The 26,411-nt window shown below is 70.8% G+C and carries 29 protein-coding genes; 12 read left to right on the forward strand and 17 right to left on the reverse strand.

Annotation, left to right across the window (positions count from 1 at the left end; all coding sequences use genetic code 11):
• Positions 1 to 36: 36 nt before the first annotated feature.
• Positions 37 to 954 (forward strand): RecB family exonuclease, encoded by a 918-nt coding sequence (locus IE250_RS00720; RefSeq protein ID WP_189667366.1) that lies wholly within the window; start codon positions 37 to 39, stop codon positions 952 to 954.
• Between the two features lie 13 nt (positions 955 to 967).
• Here IE250_RS00720 and IE250_RS00725 read toward each other — a convergent pair whose 3' ends face one another.
• Together IE250_RS00725 and IE250_RS00730 are read right to left on the reverse strand one after the other, a co-directional pair.
• Entirely contained in the window at positions 968 to 1,657 is a 690-nt protein-coding gene (locus IE250_RS00725) for an HAD family hydrolase (RefSeq protein ID WP_229872026.1), read from the reverse strand.
• 67 nt (positions 1,658 to 1,724) lie between these two features.
• Entirely contained in the window at positions 1,725 to 2,267 is a 543-nt protein-coding gene (locus IE250_RS00730; protein WP_189667368.1) for a hypothetical protein, read from the reverse strand.
• 221 nt (positions 2,268 to 2,488) lie between these two features.
• Here IE250_RS00730 and IE250_RS00735 point away from each other — a divergent pair, with 221 nt between their 5' ends.
• Positions 2,489 to 2,887: a hypothetical protein gene (locus tag IE250_RS00735; protein WP_189667369.1), complete on the forward strand. Its 399-nt coding sequence runs from the start codon at positions 2,489 to 2,491 to the stop codon at positions 2,885 to 2,887.
• A gap of 125 nt (positions 2,888 to 3,012) precedes the next feature.
• On the forward strand, positions 3,013 to 3,576 hold the full coding sequence (locus tag IE250_RS00740) for an HD domain-containing protein (RefSeq protein WP_189667370.1): 564 nt from the start codon (positions 3,013 to 3,015) through the stop codon (positions 3,574 to 3,576).
• Here the strand turns inward: IE250_RS00740 and IE250_RS00745 are convergent.
• Positions 3,569 to 4,042 (reverse strand): NUDIX hydrolase, encoded by a 474-nt coding sequence (locus tag IE250_RS00745; protein WP_189667371.1) that lies wholly within the window; start codon positions 4,040 to 4,042, stop codon positions 3,569 to 3,571. The genes IE250_RS00740 and IE250_RS00745 overlap by 8 nt on opposite strands.
• Positions 4,042 to 4,803, reverse strand: a complete 762-nt coding sequence (locus IE250_RS00750) for an XRE family transcriptional regulator (protein WP_189667372.1) — start codon at positions 4,801 to 4,803, stop codon at positions 4,042 to 4,044. Before IE250_RS00750 ends, IE250_RS00745 begins: the two co-directional genes overlap by 1 nt.
• Positions 4,804 to 4,927: 124 nt before the next feature.
• On the opposite strand from IE250_RS00750, the gene IE250_RS00755 reads away from it, so the two are divergent.
• From IE250_RS00755 to IE250_RS00765, 3 genes are all read left to right on the forward strand, one after another.
• Positions 4,928 to 5,215, forward strand: coding sequence for a hypothetical protein (locus tag IE250_RS00755; RefSeq protein ID WP_189667373.1), 288 nt, complete (start codon positions 4,928 to 4,930; stop codon positions 5,213 to 5,215).
• A gap of 104 nt (positions 5,216 to 5,319) precedes the next feature.
• Complete coding sequence (locus IE250_RS00760) at positions 5,320 to 5,769, forward strand: helix-turn-helix domain-containing protein (protein WP_189667374.1); 450 nt, start codon at positions 5,320 to 5,322, stop codon at positions 5,767 to 5,769.
• Between the two features lie 296 nt (positions 5,770 to 6,065).
• The gene (locus IE250_RS00765; RefSeq protein ID WP_189667375.1) at positions 6,066 to 6,944 is read left to right on the forward strand and encodes a PAC2 family protein; all 879 of its coding nucleotides are present in this window, start codon (positions 6,066 to 6,068) and stop codon (positions 6,942 to 6,944) included.
• 67 nt (positions 6,945 to 7,011) lie between these two features.
• Here IE250_RS00765 and IE250_RS00770 read toward each other — a convergent pair whose 3' ends face one another.
• The 3 genes from IE250_RS00770 to IE250_RS00780 form a co-directional block, all read right to left on the reverse strand.
• The gene (locus tag IE250_RS00770; protein WP_189667376.1) at positions 7,012 to 7,227 is read right to left on the reverse strand and encodes a hypothetical protein; all 216 of its coding nucleotides are present in this window, start codon (positions 7,225 to 7,227) and stop codon (positions 7,012 to 7,014) included.
• 111 nt (positions 7,228 to 7,338) lie between these two features.
• Complete coding sequence (locus IE250_RS00775; RefSeq protein WP_189667377.1) at positions 7,339 to 8,700, reverse strand: class I tRNA ligase family protein; 1,362 nt, start codon at positions 8,698 to 8,700, stop codon at positions 7,339 to 7,341.
• Positions 8,701 to 8,763: 63 nt separating this feature from the next.
• Positions 8,764 to 9,684, reverse strand: a complete 921-nt coding sequence (locus IE250_RS00780; protein WP_189667378.1) for an undecaprenyl-diphosphate phosphatase — start codon at positions 9,682 to 9,684, stop codon at positions 8,764 to 8,766.
• A gap of 68 nt (positions 9,685 to 9,752) precedes the next feature.
• Here IE250_RS00780 and IE250_RS00785 point away from each other — a divergent pair, with 68 nt between their 5' ends.
• A complete protein-coding gene (locus IE250_RS00785) occupies positions 9,753 to 10,727 on the forward strand; it encodes an aldo/keto reductase (RefSeq protein WP_189667379.1) in 975 nt (324 codons plus the stop codon).
• A gap of 22 nt (positions 10,728 to 10,749) precedes the next feature.
• Here the strand turns inward: IE250_RS00785 and IE250_RS00790 are convergent, their stop codons facing one another.
• Positions 10,750 to 11,073 carry a primosomal protein gene (locus IE250_RS00790; RefSeq protein ID WP_189667380.1) on the reverse strand — a complete coding sequence of 108 codons (324 nt, stop codon included), beginning with the start codon at positions 11,071 to 11,073 and terminating at the stop codon, positions 10,750 to 10,752.
• A 117-nt stretch (positions 11,074 to 11,190) separates the two neighbouring features.
• Between IE250_RS00790 and IE250_RS00795 the strand changes: the two genes are divergently transcribed.
• Entirely contained in the window at positions 11,191 to 11,406 is a 216-nt protein-coding gene (locus IE250_RS00795) for a DUF5703 family protein (RefSeq protein ID WP_189667381.1), read from the forward strand.
• Between the two features lie 82 nt (positions 11,407 to 11,488).
• Here the strand turns inward: IE250_RS00795 and IE250_RS00800 are convergent, their stop codons facing one another.
• The 4 genes from IE250_RS00800 to IE250_RS00815 form a co-directional block, all read right to left on the reverse strand.
• The gene (locus IE250_RS00800) at positions 11,489 to 12,826 is read right to left on the reverse strand and encodes a M20/M25/M40 family metallo-hydrolase (protein ID WP_229872028.1); all 1,338 of its coding nucleotides are present in this window, start codon (positions 12,824 to 12,826) and stop codon (positions 11,489 to 11,491) included.
• Between the two features lie 111 nt (positions 12,827 to 12,937).
• A complete protein-coding gene (locus IE250_RS00805; protein ID WP_229872029.1) occupies positions 12,938 to 15,055 on the reverse strand; it encodes a M3 family metallopeptidase in 2,118 nt (705 codons plus the stop codon).
• 48 nt (positions 15,056 to 15,103) lie between these two features.
• Positions 15,104 to 16,804: an ATP-binding cassette domain-containing protein gene (locus tag IE250_RS00810; RefSeq protein ID WP_229872030.1), complete on the reverse strand. Its 1,701-nt coding sequence runs from the start codon at positions 16,802 to 16,804 to the stop codon at positions 15,104 to 15,106.
• Between the two features lie 228 nt (positions 16,805 to 17,032).
• Positions 17,033 to 17,605: a TetR/AcrR family transcriptional regulator gene (locus IE250_RS00815; protein ID WP_189667383.1), complete on the reverse strand. Its 573-nt coding sequence runs from the start codon at positions 17,603 to 17,605 to the stop codon at positions 17,033 to 17,035.
• Between IE250_RS00815 and IE250_RS00820 the strand changes: the two genes are divergently transcribed.
• Positions 17,604 to 19,103 (forward strand): FAD-dependent oxidoreductase, encoded by a 1,500-nt coding sequence (locus tag IE250_RS00820; RefSeq protein WP_189667384.1) that lies wholly within the window; start codon positions 17,604 to 17,606, stop codon positions 19,101 to 19,103. The genes IE250_RS00815 and IE250_RS00820 overlap by 2 nt on opposite strands.
• Positions 19,104 to 19,121: 18 nt before the next feature.
• Here the strand turns inward: IE250_RS00820 and IE250_RS00825 are convergent, their stop codons facing one another.
• The 5 genes from IE250_RS00825 to aspS form a co-directional block, all read right to left on the reverse strand.
• Positions 19,122 to 19,700 (reverse strand): DUF4190 domain-containing protein, encoded by a 579-nt coding sequence (locus tag IE250_RS00825; RefSeq protein ID WP_189667385.1) that lies wholly within the window; start codon positions 19,698 to 19,700, stop codon positions 19,122 to 19,124.
• Between the two features lie 62 nt (positions 19,701 to 19,762).
• Positions 19,763 to 20,359, reverse strand: coding sequence for a DUF4190 domain-containing protein (locus tag IE250_RS00830; RefSeq protein ID WP_189667386.1), 597 nt, complete (start codon positions 20,357 to 20,359; stop codon positions 19,763 to 19,765).
• A 124-nt stretch (positions 20,360 to 20,483) separates the two neighbouring features.
• The gene (locus IE250_RS00835; protein ID WP_189667387.1) at positions 20,484 to 21,059 is read right to left on the reverse strand and encodes a DUF4190 domain-containing protein; all 576 of its coding nucleotides are present in this window, start codon (positions 21,057 to 21,059) and stop codon (positions 20,484 to 20,486) included.
• 129 nt (positions 21,060 to 21,188) lie between these two features.
• Positions 21,189 to 21,767, reverse strand: coding sequence for a DUF4190 domain-containing protein (locus IE250_RS00840; protein WP_189667388.1), 579 nt, complete (start codon positions 21,765 to 21,767; stop codon positions 21,189 to 21,191).
• 184 nt (positions 21,768 to 21,951) lie between these two features.
• Entirely contained in the window at positions 21,952 to 23,742 is a 1,791-nt protein-coding gene (gene aspS, locus IE250_RS00845) for an aspartate--tRNA ligase (RefSeq protein ID WP_189667389.1), read from the reverse strand.
• 254 nt (positions 23,743 to 23,996) lie between these two features.
• Between aspS and IE250_RS00850 the strand changes: the two genes are divergently transcribed.
• The 3 genes from IE250_RS00850 to IE250_RS00860 are packed head-to-tail and all read left to right on the forward strand — an operon-like array spanning position 23,997 to position 26,394.
• The gene (locus tag IE250_RS00850; protein WP_229872031.1) at positions 23,997 to 24,308 is read left to right on the forward strand and encodes a hypothetical protein; all 312 of its coding nucleotides are present in this window, start codon (positions 23,997 to 23,999) and stop codon (positions 24,306 to 24,308) included.
• A 20-nt stretch (positions 24,309 to 24,328) separates the two neighbouring features.
• Positions 24,329 to 26,020, forward strand: coding sequence for a polymorphic toxin-type HINT domain-containing protein (locus tag IE250_RS00855; protein ID WP_189667390.1), 1,692 nt, complete (start codon positions 24,329 to 24,331; stop codon positions 26,018 to 26,020).
• Complete coding sequence (locus IE250_RS00860; RefSeq protein ID WP_229872032.1) at positions 26,017 to 26,394, forward strand: hypothetical protein; 378 nt, start codon at positions 26,017 to 26,019, stop codon at positions 26,392 to 26,394. Before IE250_RS00855 ends, IE250_RS00860 begins: the two co-directional genes overlap by 4 nt.
• Positions 26,395 to 26,411: the final 17 nt, after the last annotated feature.

The following is a 26,411-nucleotide window of genomic DNA, read 5'->3' on the forward strand; positions in this document are numbered from 1 at the left end:
CGGGGGATGTCAGTGGCCGCCCCTAGGGTTGAGGACATGACAACGACGGAGACTGCCGAGGAGCCGGTGCTGGACGTGGCGGAGGCTGCTGATGACGCAGTGTCGGCCCTGCGCGCGTCCTCACGGCCGCCCGCCCTGTCGCCGTCGCGTGCGAACGACTTCATGCAGTGCCCCCTGCTGTTCCGGTTCCGCACGGTGGACCGGCTGCCGGAGCCGCCGTCGGCCGCAGCGGCGCGCGGCACCCTCGTGCACGCGGTGCTGGAGCGGCTGTACGACGCCCCGCTGGGCGAGCGGACGCTGGCCGCGGCGCACGACCTGCTGCCTGGCGAGTGGGACCGTCTGCTGGAGGCGGACGACCGGTACACGTCGCTGTTCACCGACGGCATCGGCCCGGACGGGCAGGACCGCGCGGGCTGGCTTGGTGGCGCAAGTGCGCTGCTGGGCACGTACTTCACGCTGGAGGACCCGAACCGGCTGGAGCCGGCCGAACGCGAGCTGCTCGTCGAGTCGCAGCTCGAGGGTGGTCCGTTGTTGCGCGGCATCGTGGACCGGCTTGACGTCGCGCCCGACGGCGCCGTGCGCGTGGTCGACTACAAGACGGGCCGCTCCCCGCGACCGGGGTACGAGTCGTCAGCGGTGTTCCAGATGCGCTTCTACGGGCTGGTGCTGTGGCGCGAGCGCGGGGTGCTGCCGAAGATGCTGCAGCTCGTGTACCTGGGCGACGGCCAGGTGCTGCGCGGCGAGCCGACGACCGGCCATCTGGAGCACACGGAGCAGAAGATCCGCGCCATCTGGTCGGCCATCGAGGACGCGGCCCGGACCGGCGAGTGGAAGCCCCGCAAGTCCAAGCTGTGTGGCTGGTGCGCCCACCAGGCGATGTGCCCGGAGTTCGGCGGCACACCCCCGGAGATCCCGGACGGCGCCATCCCGCTGCGGCTGGGCATCGCCGTCTGAGCCGGTCAGGGCATCAGGCGAGCAGGTCCACGACCTCGCCCGACGCGATCTGCCCGAGTACCTCGAGGTCGATCTGCTTGAGCGACGCCGCCCGGCTCAGGCCGGGACGGGGCGGCACCGGCACCTCCGCGGGCACGCCGAGCGTGCGCGCCCCGGACGCGAGCGCGGACGTGATGCCGGGACCGGAGTCCTCGATCGCCACGCACTGCTCGGGCGGCACGCCCAGCAGGCCGGCGGCCACCAGGTACGGCTCGGGGTGCGGCTTGCCGTGCACCACCTCGTCGCCGGTGACGAGGTGGACGAAGGTGCCGGCGGGGGCGCCGTCGGCGACGACCTGGGCCTGGCTGCGGTACGACATGGTCACGATCGCGCACGGGATGCTCGCCGCGCGCAGGTCCTCGAGCAGCTCCAGTACGCCGGGACGCCACGGCACCGTCTCGCGCAGCTGCTCGTTCACCCGGGACACGAGCCAGGTCACGATCTCGGCGGGCTCCAGCGGGACGCCGGCGTCGCGCAGCATGCTGCCGGTGGTGAGGAGGGCCTGCCCGACCGCGCCGAGCTCGTCCTCGTGCGTCCACGTCGCCCCGTGCTCTGCGACGATCTCGCGCTCGGCGCGCATCCAGTAGGGCTCGGAGTCCACGAGGGTGCCGTCCATGTCGAACAGGACGGCGGCGGGCAGGGCAGCGGATGAGTCGCGGGGCACCCGCACATGCTAGGTGCCGACGTTGTACCGCCGGTAACGAGCGGGTGCACCCTTGCTGCACGTCGACCTAGTCGGCAAGGAGCTCCTCCGCGCGGTCCTTCTGGTCGGCGTCCAGGTCGAGCCGGTCGAACGCGGCAACAGCCTTGTCGAACGTCCGGTTTACCGTCGGCTCGATGTCGACGACACCCTCAGGGGCGAGGATGGCCTGCTCGTACTCGGCGATCCAGGCGTCGATGTGCGCCACGTAGGCGTCGCGTGCCTGGTCGAGCGCGTCGCCGTCGGACAGCGGCACCGCGTTGGCGTTGTCCTTGGCGGCAAGGACTCCGGTGCGTGCCTCTTCGGCGAGGTCGGGCACGTCCGTCATGAGCGCCGCGGCGAGCTCTTCCTTCGCCTCGGCGTCGGACGTGGCCTCGATCTCGTCGAACCGGCCGCTGACCTCGTCGATGTAGTCGCGCATCGTCGACTCGCTGTCCTCCACGGCGTCGAGCAGCACGTCAGCGGGCTCGCCGGCGCGCTCGGCCTGGGACCAGGCGATGCCGCTGCCGGCGCCGGCGACGAGGAACGCTCCGACGACGGAGAGCATGGCCTGGCGATTTCGCAGGTTGAGCATTGGTTCATAGTCACCCGAACCAGGGGTGCTCGGCATGGCGAATGGTGTGATCCGTGGGGGAGCTATCGGGCATATGCGCTTATTTCGGGCTCGAAGCAGGCTGGTCGCCCCGGCCCGGCGCAACCCACAGCCCCGCCGCGCGCGCCGCGACGTACTGCGCGATGCTGGCCCTCGGCCGGCCTCGCCAGCCCCTCGCAGCACCGACCGAAGGGAAACAGACCGTGTTCGGACCCGATTTCTTCGAGCGACTCTCGCAGCGGACGTACTACGACCTCGACGGCAACCCGATCAGTCAGGACCAGTGGTCGGTGCTGCGTCTCGGGGCCGGCGGCGCTCACGTCGCGCGCGACCACATCGGGATCTACCACGTGTCCACCATCTGGACCGGGACCGACACCACCCCGCGCGAGGACGACCGCGACCACACGCCGCTGATCTACGAGACCATGGTCTTCGTCGAGCGACTCGACCCGGACGGCGTGCTCTCCGCGGACGACCGCCTCGACTGCACCGAGCAGTACGCGGAGATGCACGCCACGCGGGAGGCCGCGCTGGCCGGCCACAACCGCGCGACAGCGATGGTCCGCGAGTGGATAGTCAACGGCCGCCCGGAGCTCTGACGACGCCTCTTAGACGACAGCTCTGACGACGACGGAGAGCCAGGATGCAGACCAGCACACCTTCTCTGACCGCTCCTCATCCGGCCCGCCGCGCCACACACGCCCCGGCGCTCTACGGTGAACCGATGTACGAAATCACCCCGCGGGAACTCGAACCCGCGGGCGCGCAGGCACTGCTGACCGAGCTCTTCGAGCCCGGCGCCGACCGTCTCGCCCACTCGCTCGGCGTCGGGCAGCGAGCGGAGTACGTAGCGAAGGCGCTGGACCGGCCAGGCCTGCTCGTCTCCGCCGCGTACCTGCACGACGTCGGCTACGCAGCGCCCGCATGCGACACCGGGCTGCACCAGCTCGACGGCGCGCGCTACCTGCGCCTCCTCGGCGCTCCGGACGACCTGACGAGCCTCGTCGCGCACCACACGGAGGCGATCGTCGAGGCCGCGGCCCGGGGTCTCGACGCGCAGCTGCGGGGCGAGTTCGCTCCGCCGTCGGACAGCGAGCTGCTGGACCTGCTCACCTACTGCGACATGACCACCTCGTCCCAGGGCAAGCCCGTCACCGTGGACGAGCGGTTCGGCTGCATCTACGACCGCTACCCGCCCGGCCACCTCGTGTCACGCAGCATGCGCCGCGCCGAGCCGCACCTGCGGCGGGTCGTGTCCGCCGTCGAGGAGCGGCTCAAGCTCACGTGAGATAGGGCTGGGTCCTCGACGAGTCCACCGCATGATCGATGCGCAGCCGCATCGAGGGGTGGATGTCCAGCTCGTCGAGCCGGTCTACCGGCTGCCAGACGACCTCGCTCGACTCACCCGAGGTCCGCGCGGTTCCGCCGGTGACCACGCCGCGCATGCAGATGGAGAACTGCGCCCGGACCTCGCCGTCCGAGTACACGATCACGTGCCGGGGATCGGTGTAGATCCCGACCAGGCCCGTGATCCCCACGCGGTACCCGGTCTCCTCCTCGGTCTCCCGGATGCCCGCCTGACGCACGGTCTCCCCCGGGTCGATGCCCCCGCCCGGCAGTGCCCAGAGGTCGTTGTCGGTGCGATGGATGAGGAGCAGGCGTCCGGCATCGTCCTGCACAGCCACCGTGACCGAAGGAACGACGGAGTTCACGCGTGGCGCGGCCGGATCGTCGAAGTAGTCGGACCGGACCATCACGCAACCCTGCCCGAGTCCTCCGTCCGAGGCCAAGCCTCCAAGGGTTTTGCGGCGCTCCAGACCCGTTCGAACCCCGCCTGGTAGGCAGGCGCCATCGACGCCTCGGGGCCGTCCTTGAGATGCAGCAGCGGGTTGGCTCCGGCGGGCGAGCCCCACACGTGCGTGTTGACCAGCAGGTCGTCGTCGAACCGGAAGGTCGTGGCGTAGAGGGTGCGGTCATGCAGCCGCACCTCGACCCCGGACGTGCCGAGCGCGGGCGCAAGGTAGGCCAGCACCAGCGCGATCCGGCCGGCGAGGCCCGTGCCGCCTTCCTCCTGGGTGCGCACGGCTACCGCGTCGCTCTCGGGGTCGCCGAGCAGCAGCCGGACCTGCACTCCGCGCGCCGCCATCGAGACGATCTCGGTGGTCAGGTCGAGAGTCTGGTCGGGCAGGAACGTCGCCGCGAAGGCGTGCAGCTCGAACCGCTGCTCCACTCCCGCCAGGAAGGCCCGCCAGGTCCCGGACGGCACGGCGCGCCGCGCCGGGTACACACCCACGATCTCCTGGGCGGCGGCCTCGGCCCGGTCGACGTCGCCCCACAGCGCTGCGACGTCGCAGCCCAGCGCGTCGGACACCGCAACACGATGGCGCGGATGCGGCGTGCGGCCCTGGGCCACCCACCGCTCCACGGTCTTCGGGTCGACGCCGACGGCGGCCGCGAGCCGTACCTGGCTCAGGCCCGCCTGGCTCATCGCCGCGACAAGTCTCTGGTTCCTCACGTGTTACCCCCTAGGGACGTATCTATCACCGAAACGTCCCGGCCGCTGCCGATGGCACGTCCCGTGCCCACGGCGCAGAGTGGTCTCGGCAGTCACCCCGCCCTACGCGTGTCCGGAGAGTCTCTTGAATCCCAGTGCGACGCAGTCGGTCACCGAACGTCTCGGCGATGTCATCGATCTTCTGCGGCACGTTCGAGCGGACTGGATCGAGGTCCTGACCGTCACGCCCGAACGTGTGTGCCTGCAGCCGTGGCACCTGGACGACGGCGAGAGCATCGCCCGCGCGCTCGGCCTCGACCACGCCATCGACCAGCGCATGCTGAACCCTGGGTACACGCTGTGGACCGGGACCTGGCGAGGTGTCGAGGTGCAGGTCCGCGGCGCGCTGCGCGCCGGGGTGCCGGTGTTCTGACCCCGTCGCCCGGGCACGGGCACGGGCCCGGGCCCGGGCCCGGGCTACAGCCGGGCGTGAGCGCGACGTCGCACATTCGAATTTTTCGAATTCGACTGGGTGGCATGACCGCACTCGATAGCCGCACGGTGGTCCCCGAAGAGCGCGACGCAGATGCGTTGACAATGCTGGCCGACACACTCGCTTCCGTCTCGGCGGCAGAGATCGTCGTGCGCGACGGCGCCCGAGCCCCGATCCCTGGCGACCTTGTGGAACTACTCCGCGACGCGGTATCAAATCTCGCGTCAGGTCGTGCCGTCACGCTCACAACCCGGGACTCAGTGCTCACAACGCAAGCCGCAGCAAATCTGCTCGGCGTCTCTCGGCCCACGCTTGTGCGCCTGCTCGACCAGCACCTGATCCCCTACACGCAGCCCCAGACACATCGACGTGTCCTCCTTGCCGACGTCCTCGCTTACCGGGCGAAGCTGCGGGAGCAGCAGGGCCGCGCTCTCCAGGAGATGGCCGACGAGGCCCAGCAGGACGGGCTCACCGGATTCGTCGAGACCCGGTAAGGCGGCCATGCAGAGAGCCGTCCTGGATACCTGTGTCCTGCTGCCCATCAACCTGTGCGACACGCTCCTCACGCTGGCCTATCGCGACCAGTTCTGTCGAGGTACCGCAACCCGCCTATGGGGCTCATCGATCTCCTGGGTCGCCTCAAGCCGTTCGTCCCTGGATTCGTCGATTCGATCGCAGGCTTCGCACCTGACAGCGATCCACGCGCCGACGCCGGGTGACCAATTCGCCCGTGCGCGAACGTGGCCGCGCCCCTGGTCACGTAGAGCGCCCCACACCCTAGGCTGGGGGGATGACCGACGCGCATCACGAGCAGCCGGAGCAGGCCTCGCCTCGCCAGACCGTGCTCCTCGCTGCCTTCGAAGGTTGGAACGACGCGGGCAGCGCCGCAACGACGGCGCTCACGCACTTGGCCGAGGTGTGGGGCGCCGAGAAGGTGACCGAGCTCGACCCCGAGGAGTTCCACGACTTCCAGGTCAACAGGCCGTACATCTCGCTGGACGACGACGGCAAACGCTCCATCACCTGGCCCACGACGACCGTGTCGGTGGCCCAGGTGGGCGAGCGCAAGGTGGTGCTGGTGCACGGCGTCGAACCGTCGATGCGCTGGCGCAAGTACTGCGAGGAGCTGTTGAAGGTCGCGGACGAGATGGGGGTCCGGACCGTCATCACGCTCGGCGCGCTCCTGGCCGACGTGCCGCACACGCGGCCGATCCCGATGACCGCGACGTCGGACAGCGTGGGCCTGCAGTCCGTGCTCGACATCGAGGCGAACACCTACCAGGGCCCGACCGGGATCGTGGGGGTGCTGCAGCACGAGGCGGCGCAGCTGGGCCTGCAGTCGGTCAGCCTGTGGGCGGCCGTGCCGCACTACGTGGCCAACCCGCCGTCGCCCAAGGCGACACTCGCGATCCTCACGCGCGTGGAGGAGATCCTCGGCGAGTCAGTCCCGATGGGCGAGCTGCCCGACGACGCCGCCGCGTGGCAGCACGGTGTGGACGAGCTGGCGTCCGAGGACTCGGAGATCTCCGAGTACGTGGCCCAGCTCGAGGAGGCGAAGGACACGGCGGAGCTCCCTGAGGCGTCCGGTGACGCGATCGCGCGCGAGTTCGAACGCTACCTGCGCCGACGCGACATCGGCGGCAAGGACAGCGGGCCCGAGAAGCTCTGATCGTCCTCAGCACAAAGGCCTGGGCCCCGAGGGGCTCAGGCCTTTGGCATCTCGGTTCGGCGTGGGTTCACGCGCTGTTCGAGATGGGCTCGATCCGTACTCCGGCGTCCGGACCGTGGAAGCCCACCCATGTCTCGACGCACCGTGCGGCGTCCTCGACTCGGTCGTAGACCGGCGCGTATCCCGGTCCGTTGCGCACCACTCGATAGCGTGTTCTGCACCGGGGCGTCGTCGTGACGGTGACCCGGGTCTCACCCGTGAAGTCTTCCTCGTACTCCGTCATGGTCACCATCCTGCCCCGGGTTAAATGCAAACGGAAGCAGGGGCCAAAACTAACCTGACGAGCGCCCGGCGTGGCTCTGGCCTACCTGTCGGAAACCGGGCCGCCGAACGGTCAGAGACGCACTCCGAGCAGGGCATTCACCGTGCGGGCCAGGACGCCGGGAGCGCCCTCCTCGTCGGCGGACGTGTCCCTCGACGGCTCCAGGGCCAGGTCCGCCCAGGCGTCGACGGCGGCCAGCGCGGCCGGAGCGTCGAGGTCGTTCGCCAGAGCCGCGCGGACCGCGGCCAGGGTCTCGTCGGCCGACGGGCCGCCGTTGCCGGACACCGCGTCGCGCCACCGCACGAGCCGCGCCTCGCCCGCCGGCAGCGAGGTCTCGTCCCACTCCCACTCGGTGCGGTAGTGGTGGGCCAGCAGGGCCAGCCGGATCGCCATGGGGTCGTGCCCGGCGTCACGCAGACGCGACACCAGCACCAGGTTGCCGAGCGACTTGCTCATCTTCTCGCCTTGATAGGCGACCAGGCCCGCGTGCACGTGCGTGCGGGCACCTGCCCGCTCGCCGCCCTCGGGAGCGGACCCGCCGCCGGGAGCAGACCCATCGGGAGCAGCCCCGCCGTGGGGCCCCGAACACAGGACGCGCAGGTGCGACGTCGACATCTCGTGGTGCGGGAACAGCAGGTCCGTGCCGCCGCCCTGCACGTCGAACCGCTCCCCCGCCGACAGGCCGAGCCCGTCGCGCGCGATCACGGCGCACTCGATGTGCCAGCCCGGGCGGCCGCTGCCGAGCGGGCCGCCGTCCCAGGCCGGTTCACCGGGGCGCTCGCGGCGCCACATCAGCGGGTCCAGCGGGTCCTTCTTGCCCTCCCGGTCCGGATCGCCGCCGCGTTCGGCGAACGTTGCCAGCGCCTGCTCGCGGTCGAGGTGGGCGACCGAGCCGAAGCCGGGGTCGGCGGTGAGGTCCGCGTACACGTCACCCAGGTCCGGCGTCGACCCGCCGGCGCCGGGCTCGAGCGGGACGCGGTAGGCGGCTCCGGACTCGATCATGGCCGCCACGGCCCGCGCGACGTCGGGGATCGACTCCACGGCACCCGTCCACGTCCCCGGCGGTATGACGCCGAGCGCCGTCATGTCCTCGCCGAACAGCGCCGTCTGGGCGGCGGCAAGCTCACGCCAGTCCATACCGGTCGCCTCCGCGCGCTCCAGCAGCGGGTCGTCGACGTCGGTCACGTTCGAGGCGTAGATGACGTCCTTGCCCGCGTCGCGCCAGGCGCGAACCAGCAGGTCGAACGCGACGTAGGTGTTCGCGTGCCCGATGTGCGTGGCGTCGTACGGGGTGATGCCGCACGCGTACAGCCGGGCCTGCGGCCCCGGCGCCGCCTCGACGAGCTCACCCGACGAGGAGTCGTGGACCCGCACCGGCGCGGGTGCGGGAGAGCCGGGAAGCTGCGGGACTTGGGGTGTGGGCCAGGCGTGCACGCGACCAACGATAACCGCCACTACCGACACCCCCTGACCAGATCAGGGCCCTGGGAGTGTGTCCTACGCGATGCCGCCGTGCGGCTCGATGTTGCCCGACAGCAGGAGCCACACGACCACGCCGGCGAGCGCGAACCGGTAGTACACGAACGGCTTGTAGGAGTAGTTCCCGATGATCTTGAGGAACCCGATGATGACCGCGTACCCGACGCCGAACGCGACGATCGTCGCGATGATCGTGGCGCCCCAGCCGGGCGCCCCCGCGGGTATCGGCTCGCCGAGGGTCTTGAACAGCTGGTAGAAGCCCGAGCCGAGCACCGCGGGCAGCGCCAGCAGGAACGAGTAGTCCGCGGCCGCCTTCCGGGTGAAGCCCATGGCCAGGCCGGCGGTGATGGTGCCGCCGGAGCGGGACACGCCCGGCACGAGGGCCAGCGCCTGGGCCAGGCCGAAGGTGATGGCGCTGCGCCCCGTCAGGGACGTCAGCTCGCGCTCCTGACGGCCGAAGATGTCGGCGAGGAGCAGCAGCAGGCCGAAGAACGTGAGCGTGAAGACGGTGAGCCAGAGGTTGCGGAGCGTGGTCTCGATGTAGTCCTCGAACAGGAGCCCGAGCAGCACGATCGGGATCGAGCCGAAGATGATGTACCAGCCCATCGCGGCGTCGTGGTTCGCGATGACACCGGGGCGGCTGTGCCGCACGTCGACCGAGCCGGGGCGTGGCCCCAAACCGACACGGGCGCGCCAGCCGCGGCCGTTCGCACCGGAGAGCGCCTTGAACCAGGCGACGAGGATCGTCCCGATCTTCTGGCGGTAGTAGATGATCACCGCCGCCTCGGTGCCGATCTGGGTGATGGCGGTGAAGGCAGCGCCGGGATCGCTCGAACCGATCAGCTCGCCGACGATCCGCAGGTGCGCGGACGACGAGATCGGCAGGAACTCGGTCAGGCCCTGAACCAGGCCCAGAAGGATCGCTTCCCACGCAGTCACGGGCCGTGACACTACCCCACGGCGCGCCTCCGGACGCACCCGCGGGGGCCGCAGGTAGCCTGCCGCACATGGAACGACGCCGCGTGGGCAGATCGGGCCTGCGGGTCTCTGAACTCGGGCTCGGAACCATGACATGGGGCCGCGACACCGACGAGATCGACGCGGCCGAGCAGGTACGGGACTTCCTCGACGCCGGCGGCACCCTGGTCGACACGGCCGCCAGCTACGCCGACGGCGACGCCGAGCGGATCATCGGCACCCTGCTGTCCGGAAAGGTGGCGCGCCACGAGGTGGTCCTCGCCACCAAGGCGGGCATCCGCTCCGAGTCCCGGCCCGACGGCGGCCCGGGCCGCGTCGTGGACGCCTCTCGCGGCGGCCTGCTCGACAGCCTCGACGAGTCGCTCGTGCGCATGGGCACCGACCACGTGGACCTGTTCCTCGTGGCCTGTCCCGACCCGAACACGTCGCTCGAGGAGACGTGCAATGCGCTGCGTATCGCGGTGACCAGCGGGCGCGCCCGGTACGTGGGCCTGAGCAACCACCCGGGCTGGGCCACTGCCCGCATGGCCACGCTGCTCGAGCCGGACATCGGCCTGGCCGCCGTCGAGCTCGAGTACTCCCTGCTGCAGCGGGGCGTTGAGCGCGACGTCGTACCCGCCGCCGACGCCCTCGGGGCCGGGCTGCTCGCCTGGTCCCCGCTGGGGCGCGGCGTGCTCACCGGCAAGTACCGGCGCGCCATCCCCGCGGACTCCCGGGCCGCCGGCGCCCTGGCGGGCTTCGTCCAGCCGTACCTGGAGGGGCCGGCGTCCGCCGTCGTCGAGGCCGTGGCGACCGCCGCCGAAGGGCTGGGCCGCACCGCGGGAGAGGTCGCCATCGCGTGGCTCCTGGAGCGCGAGGCCATCGCGTCGGCGATCGTGGGCGCACGCACGCCCGCCCAGCTCCGTTCGTCGCTGGAAGCCGTGACCCTCGAGCTGCCGTACGAGGTGCATGCCGCGCTCGACGACGTCTCCGCGCCCGAGATCGGCTACCCGGAACGCTGGTGACCGTGCCCCTGCCCGTGCCTGATCAGCGCTGCTGCGCAGGCTGCGGCTCGTCCTCCTCGATCTCCTCCACGTCGCCCAGGTCGTCGTCGAAGTCGATGTCTTCGAGGTCCTCGTCCTCGTCGTCCTCTTCGTCGTCCTCGTCGACCTCGTCGGCCAGGTAGAACGGCGTCACCTCGCCGAACACGGTGGCCAAGGAGTCCTCGTACACCTCGTAGGCGTCGGCGAGTACGTCGTAGGCGTCGTCTACTGCGGGGTCGTCGTCACTCCGGCGAGTGGCGACCGCGTGATGGTGGGCCTCGAGTGCGGCTACGAGGCGGTCGAGCGCGGCACGCGGATCAACGGTCATGCCTTGAAGGTAGCGCCCCATGGGCCACAATGGGCAGACGAAATTTGTTGCTGTCACCGCTCTGCAACGAAAACGGCATAAACTGACCTCACCCGCGACCCGAGGACGGTGCATCAGATGGCGCGAGACGGCTCCGTGTTCCGCAAGCACAGTCAGTACGAGTACCGCGTCGTGACGTTCGACCCGGACACCACCGTCCCGGACGCCAGCAAGCTGCTCACCGAAGAGGCCGAGTACGGCCGCTGGGAACTGGCAAGGACCCTTCTCTATATCGGCGGCAGACGGAAGGTCTGGCTCCGCCGCAAGATCATCAAGGTCTCCTCGACCCTCTGAGCGTTGCTCGAGGCGTCGTTGGTCGGGCCTGTCGAGACCGGTCTCGACAGGCCCGACCAACGAGACCTGCGAACCGCAGGGCTCAGCAGTCCGCCAGCAGGCGGTCCAGCACACGCGTGCCGAACTTCAGGGCCTCCGTCGGCACCCGCTCGTCGACGCCGTGGAACATGCCGGCGAAGTCGAGGTCGTTCGTCAGCTGCAGCGGCGCGAAGCCGTAGCCGGTGATCCCGAGCCGGTGCAGCGACTTGTTGTCCGTGCCGCCCGACAGTGTGTAGGGCAGCACCGTCGCGCCCGGGTCCTCGGCGCCGATCGCGGCGACCATGGCGTCGACCAGGGACCCCCTGAACGGCACCTCGAGCGCCGTGTCCTGGTGGATGGTCTCGATCCGCACCCCGGGCCCGGCGAGCTCGCGGAGCGTCGCCATGCCGGACTCCTCGTGACCCGGCAGGAGCCGCACGTCGAGCGTCGCCTCGGCGCGGCCCGGGATCACGTTCGCCTTGTACCCGGCCTGCAGCTGCGTCGGGTTGGACGTGTTGCGCACCGTTGCGCCCACGAACTTCGCGACCGGGCCCAGCGCGGCGACCAGGTCGTCGACCGTCGCGGGGTCGGAGTAGTCCACGGGAAGTCCCGTCAGGTCTCCGACACCGCGCAGCAGCGCGTCGACGGTGGGCGTGATCGTGTACGGCCAGGCGTGCTGTCCGATCCGCGCGACGGCGGCGGCGATCTCCGTCACCGCGTTCTCCTCGTTGACCTGCGATCCGTGCCCGGCGCGGCCGTCCGCGACCAGGCGCAGCCAGGCGAGCCCCTTCTCCGCCGTCTGCAGCAGGTAGGCGCGCTTGCCGCCCAGCTCCACCGAGTAGCCTCCGACCTCGGAGATCGCCTCGGTCGCGCCCTCGAACAGCTCAGCCCGGTTTTCCACGGCCCACCGCGCGCCGTACACGCCGCCGGCCTCCTCGTCGGCGAAGAAGGCGACCACGAGGTCGCGCGCCGGCTTGCGGCCCTCGCGCACCATCTGCCGCACGACGGCCAGGATCATGGCGTCCATGTCCTTCATGTCGACGGCGCCGCGGCCCCACAGCAGCCCGTCGGTCAGCTCGGCGCCGAACGGGTCCACGCTCCAGTCGTCCTTCGCCGCAGGCACCACGTCGAGGTGGCCGTGCAGGACGAGCGCCGGCCGGCTCGGGTCCTGCCCCTCCAGCCGGACGACGACGGAAGCGCGCCCCGGGCTGGACTCGAACAGCTCGGGCTCCAGCCCGACCTCGTGCAGCAGCTCCATGACGTACTCGGCCGCGGCGCGCTCCCCCGGGCCCTCGTTGTCGCCGTAGTTCGACGTGTCGATCCGGATCAGCTCCTGGCAGATCCGGATGACCTCGTCGGCGGCTGTGGGCACGGGCGTGGGGGTCGGAACAGTCTCAGTCACGGTGCCACCGTAACCGGCCCACGCAACGCACCCGTCCCGTTGGTCGAGCTTGTCGAGGCCAGAGGTCTCGACAGCTCGACCGACCAGCCGCACGACCGGCTGGTGGAGTGCCTAGGCCAGGCCGCGGCGCTTGAGCAGCGGCGCGATGTCCGCCGGCCGTCCCCGCAGGTCCTCGAACGACGCCAGCGGGTCCTGCGACCCGCCGCGCGCGAGCAGCTTGCGGCGGAACGCCTCACCGTTCTCGCGGGTCAGGCCACCGTTCTCCGCGTACCACTCGACGGTGTCCGCGTCGAGCACCTCCGACCAGATGTACGAGTAGTACCCGGCCGAGTACCCGCCGCCGAAGATGTGGTTGAAGTAGGTGGTGCGGTATCGCGGCGGCACGGACTCGAAATCGACCCCGGCCGCGGCGAGCGCCGCCGCCTCGAAGGGCAGCACGTCCTCGACCGACGCCGGGACCTCCGACGGCGCGAGCTGGTGCCACGCCTGGTCGAGCAGCGCGGCGGCGAGGTACTCCGTCGTCGCGAAGCCCTCGCCCCAGATGCGGGAGGCGAGCATGGTGTCGACCCACTCGGACGGCATCGGCTCGCCGGTGACGTGGTGCACAGCGAACGACTTCAGGATCTCCGGCTCCCAGGACCACATCTCGTTGACCTGCGACGGGTACTCCACGAAGTCGCGCGGCACGGACGTGCCCGACTGCGACGGGTAGCGCACGTCGCTGAGCAGCCCGTGCAGCGCGTGCCCGAACTCGTGGAACAGTGTGGTGACCTCGTCCCACACGAGCAGCGTGGGCTCGCCCGCCGGCGGTTTGACGATGTTGAGGTTGTTCACCACGACGGGCTTCTGGCCCAGCAGGTGGTTCTGCGTCACGAGGCTGTCCATCCAGGCCCCGCCGCGCTTGGACTCACGGGTGTACCAGTCGGCGAGGAAGAGGCCGAGGCCGGTGTTCGGCTCCCCCGGCTCGGGCGCGTCGAACACCTCGAAGATCCGTACGTCCGGGTGGTAGCCCTGCAGGTCCGTGCGCTCGGCGAAGGACAGCCCGAAGAGGAGCCCGGCCGCCTTGAACACGCCGTGGTGCACCAGGCGCTCGAGCTCGAGGTAGGGGCGCAGGGCGGCGTCGTCCAGGTTGAACCGCTCCTTGCGCACCGCCTCGTTGAGGTAGGACCAGTCGGCGGCGGCCACGGTACCCGGGCCGCCTTCGCCGCCTGACGACGCCCCGCTCACCTTCGCGAGCTCGCTCGCCTCCCGCTTCGCGTTGGCGACGGCGGCGGGCGCGAGCCGGGCGAGCATCTTGCTGACGGCGGCGGTGGTGCCGGCCGTCGCGTCGGCCGCGATGTACGCGGCGTGGTGCTCGTAGCCGAGAAGCTGCGCGCGCTCCGCTCGCAGCCGGGCCAGCTCGAGGAGCACCTCGCGGGTGTCGTTCTCGCCGCCCGTGGCGCCACGGGCCATGGACGCCTCCTGGACGCGCGCCCGGAGCCCGGCGTCCTGCAGGGACGCGAGCACGTTCTGGTGCGTGAAGAGCTGCATCTCCAGGAGCCACCCCTCCTGGCCCCGAGCCGCGGCGGCGGCCTTGGCACCGGCCTTGGCGTCCGGGGACAGGCCGGCGAGCTCGGCCTCGTCGGTCACCAGCACGCTCGCCTCGTTGGCACCGGCCAGGAGCTTGCGCCCGAAGCCGGCCTGCAGCGACGTGATCCGCGCGTTGAGGTCGCGCAGCTTTTCCTGGTCCGCTCCGGGCAGCGCGATGCCGGCCCGCTTGAACCGCGTCATGAGCTTCTCGAGCAGGTACGCGGTGTCGGGCTCGAGGGTGAGGGCACCGGCCGCGGCGGCGTCGGCCAGGGACTTGACGCGCTCGTGGAGGCGCGCGTCCATCAGGATCGCGTCCTGGTGGGCCGCGAACAGCGGCGCGAGCCGCTCCTGGATGTCCTCCAGTCCCGGGGTCGAGTCGGAGGGCAGCTGGTTGTAGAACGCCGTCGCCGCCCGCCCCAGGAGCTGCCCCGCACGCTCCAGCGCCTCGAGGGTGTTCTCGACGGTGGCGGGCTCCGGGTCGGTGGCGATCGCCTCGACCTCGGCTCGGTGTGCCGCCATGCCCGCGATGATGGCGGGTTCGTAGTGCTCCTCGCGGATCACCGAGTAGTCGGGCAGCTCGTACGGGAGGCCGGACGGCGCGGCGAAGGGGTTGGCCGGGTCCAGCTCCGTGGACATGGTGGTCTCATGGATGGAGGTCATACGCACATCTTTACGCATAGGTCCGGCGCATCTGGGTTCCCGGACCCGCTACCGCCGCTCCTCCGTGAGATTGCCCGCCGCGTCCAGGTGGATCTCCGCGTCCAGGCCCAGCCGCTCCAGGAACGCCCCGTCATGGCTCACCACGAGCAGCGCGCCCCGGTACGCCGACAGTGCGTCCACCAGCTGGTCCGTGCTCGCGATGTCGAGGTTGTTCGTCGGCTCGTCCAGCACCAGCAGCTGCGCCGGAGGGTCGGCCAGGAGCAGCCGGGCCAGAGTGACCCGGAACCGCTCGCCGCCCGACAGCGTCGCGACCAGCCGGTCCACCGCCGCACCTCGCACGAGGAACCGCGCCAGCCGGTTGCGCAGCTCTCCCGGCGGCACGTGCGGTGCACCCTCACGCACGGCGTCCAGCACCGCCGATGCATCCGGGAGGACGTCGACCCGCTGCGGCAGGTACGCCTTGCGGTCGGTCAGCAGCTCGCCGGACGCCGCCGTCGGCTCGCCGTCAGCTCCCCCGCCGTCCGCAGCGCCGCCCGATCCCTGGCCGGACGCATTCCCAGCCGTGCCCGCCAGCAGCCGTTCCAGAAGCGTCGTCTTCCCGACGCCGTTCGGGCCCGTCAGCGCTATCCGCTCCGGACCCTGGATCACGATCTCCCGGCCGTCCGCGCCCCGGAGCACCGCCAGCCGCCGGCCCGCGGGCACCCCCGGATCGGGCAGGTCGACGGAGATCCGGTCGTCGTCGCGCACCGCCCGTTCCGCCTGGTCGACCGCCGCGCGGGCGGCATCGACCTTGTCGTCCAGCAGACCGCGCCGAGCACCCTGTGACTTCTCCGCGCTGTTGCGGCGGTCGTTGATCGCGGCCTTGACGAACTTGCTGTTCGCGGCGTCCTTACGCCCCTTGCGCTCGCTGTGCGCTATCCGCTCCTCGGCCTCGATCCGCTGCCGCTTCTCGCGGCGCAGCGTCTGCTCGGCGGAGCGCAGCGCCTGCGCCGCCGCCTCCTGCTGCACCTCCAGCCACGCCCGGTACTCCGAGTACGGGCCGCCGAACGTGGTCAGGGACCCGGCGCGCAGCTCCGCCGTGTCGTCCATCAGCTCCAGCAGCGCCAGGTCGTGCGAGACGACGACGAGCGCGCCCTTCCAGCCCCGCACCAGCTCGTAGAGGCGCTCGCGGGCGGCACCGTCCAGGTTGTTCGTCGGCTCGTCGAGCAGCGCGACGGCGGAGCTCCCGCTCGACTGGCGCAGCCGGACCCCGGTGATCGCGGTCAGCACGGCCTCGCCGCCGGACAGGGTAGCGACGGACCGGTCCAGCCCGGTGGGCAGCCCGGTCGCCGAGAGCAGGGCGACGGCGTGCTCCTCGACGTCCCAGTCGTCGCCGACGGCGTCGAAGTGCGCAACGTCGACGTCGCCCGACTCGATCGCACGCAAGGCACGCACGACGGGCGAGATGCCGAGCAGGTCGGCGACCGTGGCCTCGATCCCCCGGGGTCCGCGCGAAATGCCGGAACGAACCGAGGGTATTTCGTGGGGTGAGGCGTCCAGCGTGATCCGCTGCGGCAGGTAGTCGGCGGTGCCGCTCAGGACGATCCGACCCGACGTCGGCGTGAGCAGGCCGGCGACCAGGCGCAGCAGGGTGGACTTGCCGGCGCCGTTGAGGCCGGTCAGGCCGGTGCGACCCCGGCCGAACGCGCCGGAGACGTGATCGAGCGCGACGGCGCCGTCGGGCCAGGCAAAGGTGACGTCGTGCAGCACGACAGAAGGGTTGGAAAACACAGAAGGACTCCCGGGGTGGTGGCTGGTGCCGACGCCGGGTACCGCAATGCGGGCAGACGTCAGCGCGAGGTGTTCTCGTACCGGGAGATGTCTGTCATCACAGTCCTTCGCATCGCTCCCTCACACGCGCGGCACACCCGCAGGAGCGGCCCCAGACTGACACGGCCCTCGCCGAGGCGCAACGTGATTCACGGCGCCCCGGCCTGGTCACGGCGCCTTCGCCGTGAGGTAGCGCTGCACGGTGGGCCCGAGCCAGGCGACGACGTCGGCCCTGGGCATGTCCGCGGCAGGCCCGAACCTCAGCACGTACCGCACCAGCGCCATGCCGAGCACCTGCGAGGCTACGAGCGCGGCGCGGCGCGCCGCGTCCTGGCTGGTCACGACGAACTGCTCGGCGAGCGGCAGGATCTGGCCGGCGAACACGGCACGCATCCGCGCGGCCCCGGCCTCGTTCGTCACTCCGACGCGCAGGAGGGTCTGCAGCACGCTGTCGTTCTCCCACAGGTCGAGGAAGTGGCCGATCAGCACTGCCCCGACGTCGTCGACCGGTATCGCGCCCAGGTCCGGGAGGACCAGCTCGACGTCGATCACCGCCGAGAACAGGCCCTCCTTGGAGCCGTAATAGCGCATGACCATCGACGGGTCGATCCCGGCGTCCTGCGCGATGGCGCGCACCGTGGCGCGCTCGTAGCCGTCGGACGCGAAGCGCTCCCGTGCCGCGTCCAGGATCGCGGTGCGGGTCACGTCGGAGCGGCGCCTCGGGGCATCGGGGTCTGTCATGTCAACAACTGTATGCCAACATGCGTTGACCTCCGCCCGTCGGCTCGGTTACGGTGGTCAACAAGCGTTGGCAAACAGTCGTTGGCCGGAGAACCAGGAGGACATCATGGACACGGACGTCGTAGTCGTCGGGGCAGGGCCGACCGGCCTCCTGCTCGCCGGGGACCTCGCCACGGCCGGGGTACGCGTCACCGTGCTGGAGAAGCGCCCGGCCGGCCTGAGCAACCTGACCCGCGCGTTCGCCGTGCATGCCCGCAGCCTGGAGGTGCTCGACGCGCGCGGCCTCGCGGACGAGCTGCTCGGGAAGGGGCAGCCCGTCGACCGCCTGCGGCTCTTCCAGCGCCTCACCATCAACCTGAAGGAGCTGCCGTCGCGGTTCCAGTACGTGCTCGTCGCGCCCCAGTACGAGGTGGAGCGGCTGCTGCGCCGCCGCGCCGAGGAGGCCGGTGCCGTCTTCCGGCACGACGCCGAGGTCACCGGCCTGACCCAGGACGGCCTGGGTGTCACCGTCACCACGGCCGACGGCTCGACGCTGCGCGCCGAGTACGTGGTGGGCACCGACGGCGTCCACTCCACGGTGCGGGACGCGGTGGGCATCCCGTTCCCTGGCCGCGCCGTGATCCGCTCGATGGTCCTGGCCGACGTGCGGCTGACCCGCGAGCCGCCCGACCTCCTCACGGTCGCGGCCGCGAACGACTCGCTCGGCTTCCTCGCCCCGTTCGGCGACGGCTGGTACCGGTTCATCGGCTGGCACGGCAACCGGGACGTGGGCGAGGACGAGCCGGTCGACCTCGACGAGGTGCGGTCCATCGCACGAGCCACCCTGCACGACGACTACGGCATGGCCGAGGCGCGCTTCCTGTCCCGGTTCCATGCCGACGAACGCCAGGCCCCGACCTACCGCAAGGGCCGCGTGCTGCTGGCCGGCGACGCCGCGCACGTGCACAGCCCCGCGGGCGGGCTCGGCATGAACACGGGGCTGCAGGACGCCGCGAACCTCGGCTGGAAGCTCGCGGCCGCGCTGCGCGGCGTCGACATCCTGGACAGCTACGACGCCGAGCGGCACCCCGTCGGGCGGCAGGTCCTGCGGGCCAGCGGCGGCATCCTGCGGATCGCGACCCGCCAGGGGCCGCTGATCGCGGCCCTGCGGACGGCCGTCATCGGGATGGTGTCACAGGTCAGCCCGATCCGGCGTCGGGCAGCGCTCACCGTGTCGGCGCTGGGCGTCGCCTACCCGAGCCCCCGCGGGGCGCACCCGCTGGTCGGGACGCGGGCCCGCGACCTACCGCTCGAGGGCGGGTCGCGCCTCGCCGAGGCGCTCCGCGCGGGCCGGTTCGTCCTGGTCGCCCCTGCCGGGGCGCCGGTGCCGGAGATGGGACGTGCGCCCGGCGAGGTGGATCCCGCCGAGCGGGTCCTCGTCCGCCGGGCCGACGGCGGAGCGACCACCCTGCTGGTCCGCCCCGACGGCTACTTCGCCGACGCCGCTCCCGCGGCGTGACGACCCCCGGTCACCCGATCAGTAGCTGGAGCTGGTCTCGCTGAAAAAGCCCTCCCGGAAGTCCGGGATGCTGAACAGCACGGCTATCCCGATGATCAGGAGGATCGTCAGGCCGATCGTCACCCAGCCCGTGATGATGCCGGCGAGGGCGAGGCCGCCGTTGTCCGCCAGGCCCTCCCTCTGCGCCTTGCGGCTCAGGTGCCCGGTGATGACCGCGGGGATGGCCGCGAGGAAGCCGACCAGGCAGCTGAAAAACATGACGACGCTGAGGATGCCCAGCACGAGGGACCACACGCCGAGGGCGTTCTTCTCGGGTGGCGCGGAGTACCCGTAGGGCGCCCCGGCCTGCGGCGGCTGGTAGGGCCCGAGCCGGTACTCGGATCCCTGCTGATACGCGGGCCCCGCCGCGGGCTGCTGAAGGTACGGCTGCTGATAGCGCTGCTCGTACGGCTCCTGATAGGGGCGGGGCGGTCCCGCCTGGTCCGGTGCCGACGCGGGCGCGGGGCCACGGTCGGGCACTGGGCCGGAGCCGGGCTCCGGGGTGCTCGGCTGCTGCGGTGGGTCGTACGGCGACTTCCACTCGTCGGGCTGGCTCATGGTCCTACCTTCCACATAGTGCGTGCCGGGCGCTGTGCACCGCGCCGAGCGGCCTGATCGAGTTATGCCTGGGAGACCGAGAACGCCGCGCCGATGAGCCCGAAGATCAGGATGGCGAGCCACCAGAGCACAAAAGCACCGGCCAGCCCCACATTGATCCAGCCCAGGATGAGTCCGGCCGTCGCCGACCCGGGGTTGTTCGCCAGGCCGTCCCGGACCGCCTTCCGGCTGGCGTTCCCGGTAACGATCGCGACGACGCCGAGGATGAGCGGGCAGAGGATCCAGCTCAGGATGCCGGTCACCAGCGACCAGACGCCCAAGTCGTTCTTTGGCGGCGCGGCCGGGTAGCCATACTGCGGCGGCGGGCCGTACTGGTACTGAGGCGGGCCCTGCGGCGGGTAGGGCTGCAGCTGTCCAGAGGGGAACTGCTGCCCTGAGGGGAACTGACCCGAGGGGTACTGCCCCGACGGGTACTGCGCGGGCTGGCCCGCAGGACCCTGGAACGGCTGGCCCGACGGGTACTGCACGGGATGCCCGTACGCCGGACCGGCGGGTGGCGAGGGCATGGGCGGGGACTGCGGCTGCTCCCCCGGCGGCTGCGGGACGGCCGGCTGGTTCGGCGCGTCGTTCGGGGAGTGCCCGTCGTCGGTATGGGTCATGGTGCGGCCTTCCGGGCTCAGCCGCGCCAGGCGGCGCGGACGGGAGAGGACGAGTCAGCCCGCCGCACCCCGAGGGAGAACTCACCTCGGATGCGGCGGGCCGACCGACGGCTGGGAGAGGGACTCAGCCGTTCTCGAGGTTCTCGAGCTCGTCCATGAGCTCCTCGAGCTCAGGATCCATGGTCTGACCGGTGTCGCCGAGATCCTGCTCGTAGCTCTCCCGGAGCTCCTCCTGGAACGCCGGGTCGTTGACCGCCGTGGCCGCCATGATCGCGCCGACGACGAGGAAGCCGACCAGGACCGTGGTCCACGCGATGCCGACCCAGCCGGTGACGATGCCCACGAGGCCCATGGCACCGTTGTCGGCTTGGCCCTCCCGCTGGGCCTTGCGGCTCTTGTGACCGGTGACGATCGCCGCGATACCCGTGAGGATGCCGCAGCCCAGCACGGCCAGGATGCCCAGCACGAGCGACCAGACGCCCAGGTTGTTCTTCGGCAGCGGCGCGGCACCGTAGGCGTAAGGCTGCGCGCCCTGGGCGTAGGCCGGTCCCTGCGGCGCCTGCTGCTGGTACGGCGACTGCTCGTACGGGGCGGGCTGCCCGGGGACTGCTCCTGGCGGCGGCGTCTGCTGGCCCTGCTCGGGCTGCAGCGGCTGCTGCGGCGGGTCGTACGGCGACTGGCCACCGTCAGGCTGGGTCATCGTGCTGCCTCTCTGATCGCGATGGGCCGGGCTGCCCCGGCGCGGAGGAGCCAAACCTACAGGTAGGACGCCCTATGCGGCACGAAATAAGCATGGGGAGGCCTCCCCACGTACCGCCAGGCCGGGAGGTCAGTAGGTGCCGTTGTTCATGTCGTTCAGGTCGTTCAGGTTGTTCAGGTCGTTCCAGTTGCCGGACATCACACCGGCCGCCAGCAGGATGACAAAGAGGACGATGCCGACCACCGACAGCGCCACGTTGACCCAGCCCAGGATCAGGCCCGCCGTGCCCATCCCGCGGTTGTTCGCCAGGCCCTGGTCGGCGGCCTTGCGGCTCATGGTGCCCGTGATGATCGCGGCGATGCCGAGCAGCAGCGGGCAGAGCATGAAGCTGAGGATGCCCGTGATCAGCGCCCAGACACCCAGGTCGTTCTTGGGCGGCGTCGACGCGTACCCGTACTGGGCCGCCGCCGGCGGACCGGGCTGCCCGTAGGCCCCGGGCGCACCGGGCTGCCCGTACGGTGTCGCCTCGTGCCGCCCGTAGGGCGCGGTCTCGCCCGGTTCCGCCGGCCCGCCAGAGGGCGGCTCCTGCCGGCCACCCGAGGCCGGCGGCCGCTCCCCACCGCGCGACGGCTCAGGCAGAGGCCGCGTGGGCGGCGTCTCGGGATCTGGCTTGGGCTCGTACGGTGAGCCACCGTCGTTCTGGGTCATCAGGCTGCCTTCCTGGTCACGGAGCCAGGGGGCGTCGGGACCGGCGCCCCTCCACCACTTAACCAGCCCGGGCGCAGACCTGCCCGGGAGACGCGCGAGTCACCGGTGCTGCCACGGCTCCTCCGGGCACGCCGAAGGCCCTGGCCGGAGAGGTTCTCTCCGGCCAGGGCCCAGGTGCCAGGGGTCAAGCCGTTGGCGCGCCCACGGGCGCCGCCGCCTCCGGCTTGAAGTCCACGCCCGCCTCCTTGCGCTGCTCCGGCGTGATCGGCGCCGGGGCCGCGGTCAGCGGGTCGAACCCGCCGCCGGACTTCGGGAAGGCGATGACGTCGCGGATCGACGGCGACTTCGTCAGCAGGGCGACGATGCGGTCCCAGCCGAACGCGATGCCGCCGTGCGGCGGGGCGCCGAAGGCGAAGGCGTCGAGCAGGAAGCCGAACTTCTCCTGCGCCTCCTCCTGGCCGATGCCCATTACCTCGAACACGCGCTCCTGCACGTCGCGGCGGTGGATACGGATCGAGCCGCCGCCGATCTCGTTGCCGTTGCAGACGATGTCGTAGGCGTAGGCCAGGGCCTCGCCGGGCTCCTTCTCGAACGTGTCGATCCACTCCGGGGTGGGCGACGTGAACGCGTGGTGCACAGCGGTCCAGGCGGACGAGCCGAGGTCGACGTCGTCGTCCTCGCCGGCCGGCTTGAACAGCGGCGCGTCCACGACCCACACGAACGACCAGGCGTCCTCGTCGATCTGGCCGGTCTTGTGCGCGATCTCGAGGCGGGCCGCGCCGAGCAGGGCGCGCGCGTCCGACGTCTTGCCCGCGGCGAAGAACACGGCGTCGCCCGGGGCCGCGCCGGTCACCTTGGCGAGGTGCTCGCGCTCGTCGTCGGACAGGTTCTTGGCGACCGGGCCGCCGAGCTCGCCCTCCTCCGAGAACGTCACGTACGCGAGGCCGCGCGCGCCGCGCTGCTTGGCCCACTCCTGCCAGGCGTCGAACTGCCGGCGCGGCTGCGCAGCCCCGCCCTGCATGACGACGGCGCCCACGTACTCCGCCTGGAACACGCGGAACGGCGTGGCCTTGAAGTAGTCGGTGAGCTCGACGATCGGGTTGTCGAACCGCAGGTCGGGCTTGTCCGTGCCGTACAGACGCATCGCCTCGTGGAAGGTGATGCGCGGGATCGGCGTCGTGATCTTGTAGCCGATCAGGTCCCACAGCGCGCCCAGGATCTGCTCGCCCAGGGCGATCACGTCCTCCTGGTCCACGAAGCTCATCTCGACGTCGAGCTGCGTGAACTCCGGCTGGCGGTCCGCGCGGAAGTCCTCGTCTCGGTAGCAGCGCGCGATCTGGTAGTACCGCTCCATGCCGCCGACCATGAGCAGCTGCTTGAACAGCTGCGGCGACTGCGGCAGGGCGTACCAGGAGCCGGGCGCCAGGCGGGCCGGGACCAGGAAGTCGCGCGCGCCCTCCGGGGTGGAGCGCGTGAGCGTCGGCGTCTCGATCTCGACGAAGTCCTGCTCGTCCAGCACGCGGCGGGCGGCCTGGTTGGCCTTGGCGCGCAGGCGGAGCGCGGCGGCCGGTGCCGGACGGCGCAGGTCGAGGTAGCGGTGCTTGAGCCGAGCCTCCTCGCCGATCACCTCGGTGTCGGCGAGCGCGGTCGACACCTGGAACGGCAGCGGGCCCGACTCGTTCAGTGTGATGACCTCGGACGCGATGACCTCGATCTCGCCGGTGGCGAGGTTCGGGTTGGCGTTGCCCTCGGGGCGGCGGCTCACCTCACCGGTGACCTGCAGCACGAACTCGGCGCGCAGCGGGTGGGCGATCTCCTCGTCGCGGATGACCACCTGGGTGATGCCCGACGCGTCACGCAGGTCGATGAACGCCACTCCCCCGTGGTCACGGCGGCGATCGACCCAACCCGTGAGGGTGACGGTCTGGCCGATGTGCTCGGCCCGTAGTGAGCCGGCCGTGTGGGTGCGGAGCACTGAGAGGTCCTTCCAGCGTGGGGTGATTTCCGCCGTTCGTCGCCAGGGGGCGGTCCGACAGCGGGGCGCAGCGTGCGCCGTCGGAAGTCTAATCGGTGGTACTGGTTCCCTGCCCCGGCTGCCTTGCGGCCCAGGTTGCCGGTTTCGTCCGGCCAGCTGGTGTCCATGGGTACCTAAACCCATGGCCCGCCGCGCGCACGCCCAGTATCCTCGCTGCTCAGACGGGCGACTGCTGGTGAAAGGGCGGGTGTGCGATGGCTGATCTGAAGATGGACCTGGACGCGGTGCGTGAGCTCGGTTCGAGCCTGACGACGGTGGCGAACGAGTTCGAGAACGCGAACGCGAACAGTGACCGGATCGCCGGTGCCGTGGGGCACGAGGGGTTGGCGGGCGTGGTGCGCGACTTTGCGCACAAGTGGGATGACACGCGGGAGAAGATGACGGCGAACCTGCGGATGCTGGCGGAGTCCTCGACGCAGGTCGCTGACGCGTTCTCGGACGTGGACCGGCAGCTGGCCGACGGCGTCTCGGGCAATGGCTCCGCACCTGCCAACGGTGCAGTGTGAGGCCGTCTGATTGGTCGCCGGTGGGGTTGGACTCGGACCCGACGCCGGGTGACCCGGTGCTGGTCCTCTCGGGTGGGCAGGAGTATCTGGAGGTCGCCAGCTCGATCGACAACGCCGCGTCGGCGATGTCCCGGCTGGATGTCGAGGGCACCGTGTCGCAGGCGGTGGATGCGTTGATGGCGACCAAGGAAGACACCGTCGGCGAGATCCGCAAGGCGCACGGCCGGTATGTCGCAGCCGGGGAGGCCCTGGTCGGGTACGCCTCCTCCCTGGAACGCGTTCAGTCCGAGACGCTGGCCGCGTTGGACAAGGCGCGGGATGCGCAGGATGCGGCGCAGGCCGCGTCGGGGTCCAAGGACCGGTGGCAGGACCTGGCCGACTCGGCGAAGGACGAGACGGAGAAGGCGGAGTACGAGCAGAAGGCGCGGCAGGCCGACGGCGAGGCGGACCAGGCGGCCGGCGCCATCAGTTCGGCGAAGTCGAGCATCGAGTCCGCGGTGTCGGACCGTAACCGTGCCGCGGAGCATGCGATCGATCGGATCGAGGAGATCACCGGGTCGGATGATCTGAACGACGGGTGGTGGGAGGACTGGGGTTCCAAGCTCGTCGCGGCGATCGCTGATATCGCGGACATGATCTCCATGATCGCCGGCATCCTGGCGATCATCGTGGCGTTCATCCCGATCGTGGGCACCGCACTGGCCGGGGTGCTCCTCGTGATCGCCGCTGTTGCCGCGATAGTCAGTGCGGTCGCGAACATCACCCTGGCCGCGACCGGTGAACGGTCGTGGGCTGAGGCGGGCCTCGCGATCGCCGGTGCGGCACTCTCGCTCATCGGTCTGGGTGGTGCCGCGAAGGCCGCGATGGGGCTGTCCAAGGCCATCGCCAAGGGAGCGTTCAAGGGCGGCGTCAAGCAGGGCATGAAGAACGCCTGGTGCAAGTTCAGGTTCGGCGCGTGCTTCACCGCGGGGACCATGATCCGCACCGCGGACGGCGAGAAGCCGATCGAGGAGATCCAGGCCGAGGACAAGGTCTGGGCCCGGAACGTCGCCACCGGTCGGGACGAGCTGCGTGTCGTCGAGGAGACCTTCGTACGGCATACGACGGCACTCCACCACCTCACTATCGCGGGCGCTCTCCTCACCACGACCGCAGAGCACCCGTTCATGGTGCACGATCGGGGCTGGACCGCGGCCGCCGACCTCCGGCCCGGGGACCTGCTCGTCACCGCGAACGGGCACGTGGTCCTCGACCACGTCGACGTCGAGGCCCGGTCGGAGACGGTCTACAACTTCCGTGTCGCGACGGACCATACCTACTATGTCCTCGCCGGTGACGTACCCGTGCTGGTGCACAACTCGGGTGGCTACAGCGAGCCGGTCCAGAACATCCTCGACGCGCTGTCGCACGGAGTGGGCAGCGCCAACCCGATCGGCGACGGCACCGCCCTGGCCGCGGCGAACAACGAGGTCCTGACCGGGCAGCTCACGAACGGGGTCGACCACGTCGCCAGCACTAGCCAGTACCGCAGCCGCCTGGTCAAGATGCGGGACGGGATACCGATCGGAAAGACGAGAAGGACGGCTCAGGTCATCGAGCTGACCGAGGTCGACAAGCCCGCCGTCAAGGGCATGATCTCGGCCATCGACGACGCACACGCCGGGCAGTACAAGGGACGACTGAGCGCCTATGGAATTGGTGGTTGCAAGTGACACAGTCCGACGAGACCTTCGCCGTCGAACTGGCTGAGGCTTTCCCCAGCCTCGGCGAGAACATCGACTTCTACTACGACGATCCGGAGACCTTTCTCGCCCACGTGTACTTCGGGGTGGAGGTCACGCCGAAGGTCGTCGCGGCGTACATCGCCGACGTCAGCGGAGACTCGACCGGCGACCAGCTCGACTGGCGCGCGGTTCTCAAGTTCCTCAACGACCAGCTCCGAGCCGGAGACCAAGCGGTGAAGACCGTGATCGGTACGTCATTCCTGTTCCAGCTGCCGAACCCCGGCCAGGCCGGCTACGCCATCGTCGACGAGCTCTACGACGAGCTCGCCCGGCTTTTCAAGCTGGCCAGGCCGAACGGCTGATTGTTGCCTCGGCGCCC

The sequence above is a fragment of the Promicromonospora soli genome (assembly GCF_014653785.1).
In the GTDB taxonomy this organism is placed as follows: Bacteria; Actinomycetota; Actinomycetes; order Actinomycetales; family Cellulomonadaceae; genus Promicromonospora; species Promicromonospora soli.

Bases quoted from the DNA above. Each gene is read 5' to 3' on its own strand.
- IE250_RS00720 (WP_189667366.1), top strand. From the start codon at position 37: ATGACAACGACGGAGACTGCCGAGGAGCCGGTGCTGGACGTGGCGGAG.
- IE250_RS00730 (WP_189667368.1), bottom strand. From the start codon at position 2,267: ATGCTCAACCTGCGAAATCGCCAGGCCATGCTCTCCGTCGTCGGAGCG.
- IE250_RS00740 (WP_189667370.1), top strand. From the start codon at position 3,013: ATGTACGAAATCACCCCGCGGGAACTCGAACCCGCGGGCGCGCAGGCA.
- IE250_RS00745 (WP_189667371.1), bottom strand. From the start codon at position 4,042: ATGGTCCGGTCCGACTACTTCGACGATCCGGCCGCGCCACGCGTGAAC.
- IE250_RS00760 (WP_189667374.1), top strand. From the start codon at position 5,320: ATGACCGCACTCGATAGCCGCACGGTGGTCCCCGAAGAGCGCGACGCA.
- IE250_RS00765 (WP_189667375.1), top strand. From the start codon at position 6,066: ATGACCGACGCGCATCACGAGCAGCCGGAGCAGGCCTCGCCTCGCCAG.
- IE250_RS00770 (WP_189667376.1), bottom strand. From the start codon at position 7,227: ATGACGGAGTACGAGGAAGACTTCACGGGTGAGACCCGGGTCACCGTC.
- IE250_RS00785 (WP_189667379.1), top strand. From the start codon at position 9,753: ATGGAACGACGCCGCGTGGGCAGATCGGGCCTGCGGGTCTCTGAACTC.
- IE250_RS00790 (WP_189667380.1), bottom strand. From the start codon at position 11,073: ATGACCGTTGATCCGCGTGCCGCGCTCGACCGCCTCGTAGCCGCACTC.
- IE250_RS00795 (WP_189667381.1), top strand. From the start codon at position 11,191: ATGGCGCGAGACGGCTCCGTGTTCCGCAAGCACAGTCAGTACGAGTAC.
- IE250_RS00805 (WP_229872029.1), bottom strand. From the start codon at position 15,055: ATGACCTCCATCCATGAGACCACCATGTCCACGGAGCTGGACCCGGCC.
- IE250_RS00820 (WP_189667384.1), top strand. From the start codon at position 17,604: ATGTCAACAACTGTATGCCAACATGCGTTGACCTCCGCCCGTCGGCTC.
- IE250_RS00815 (WP_189667383.1), bottom strand. From the start codon at position 17,605: ATGACAGACCCCGATGCCCCGAGGCGCCGCTCCGACGTGACCCGCACC.
- IE250_RS00825 (WP_189667385.1), bottom strand. From the start codon at position 19,700: ATGAGCCAGCCCGACGAGTGGAAGTCGCCGTACGACCCACCGCAGCAG.
- IE250_RS00830 (WP_189667386.1), bottom strand. From the start codon at position 20,359: ATGACCCATACCGACGACGGGCACTCCCCGAACGACGCGCCGAACCAG.
- IE250_RS00835 (WP_189667387.1), bottom strand. From the start codon at position 21,059: ATGACCCAGCCTGACGGTGGCCAGTCGCCGTACGACCCGCCGCAGCAG.
- IE250_RS00840 (WP_189667388.1), bottom strand. From the start codon at position 21,767: ATGACCCAGAACGACGGTGGCTCACCGTACGAGCCCAAGCCAGATCCC.
- IE250_RS00850 (WP_229872031.1), top strand. From the start codon at position 23,997: ATGGCTGATCTGAAGATGGACCTGGACGCGGTGCGTGAGCTCGGTTCG.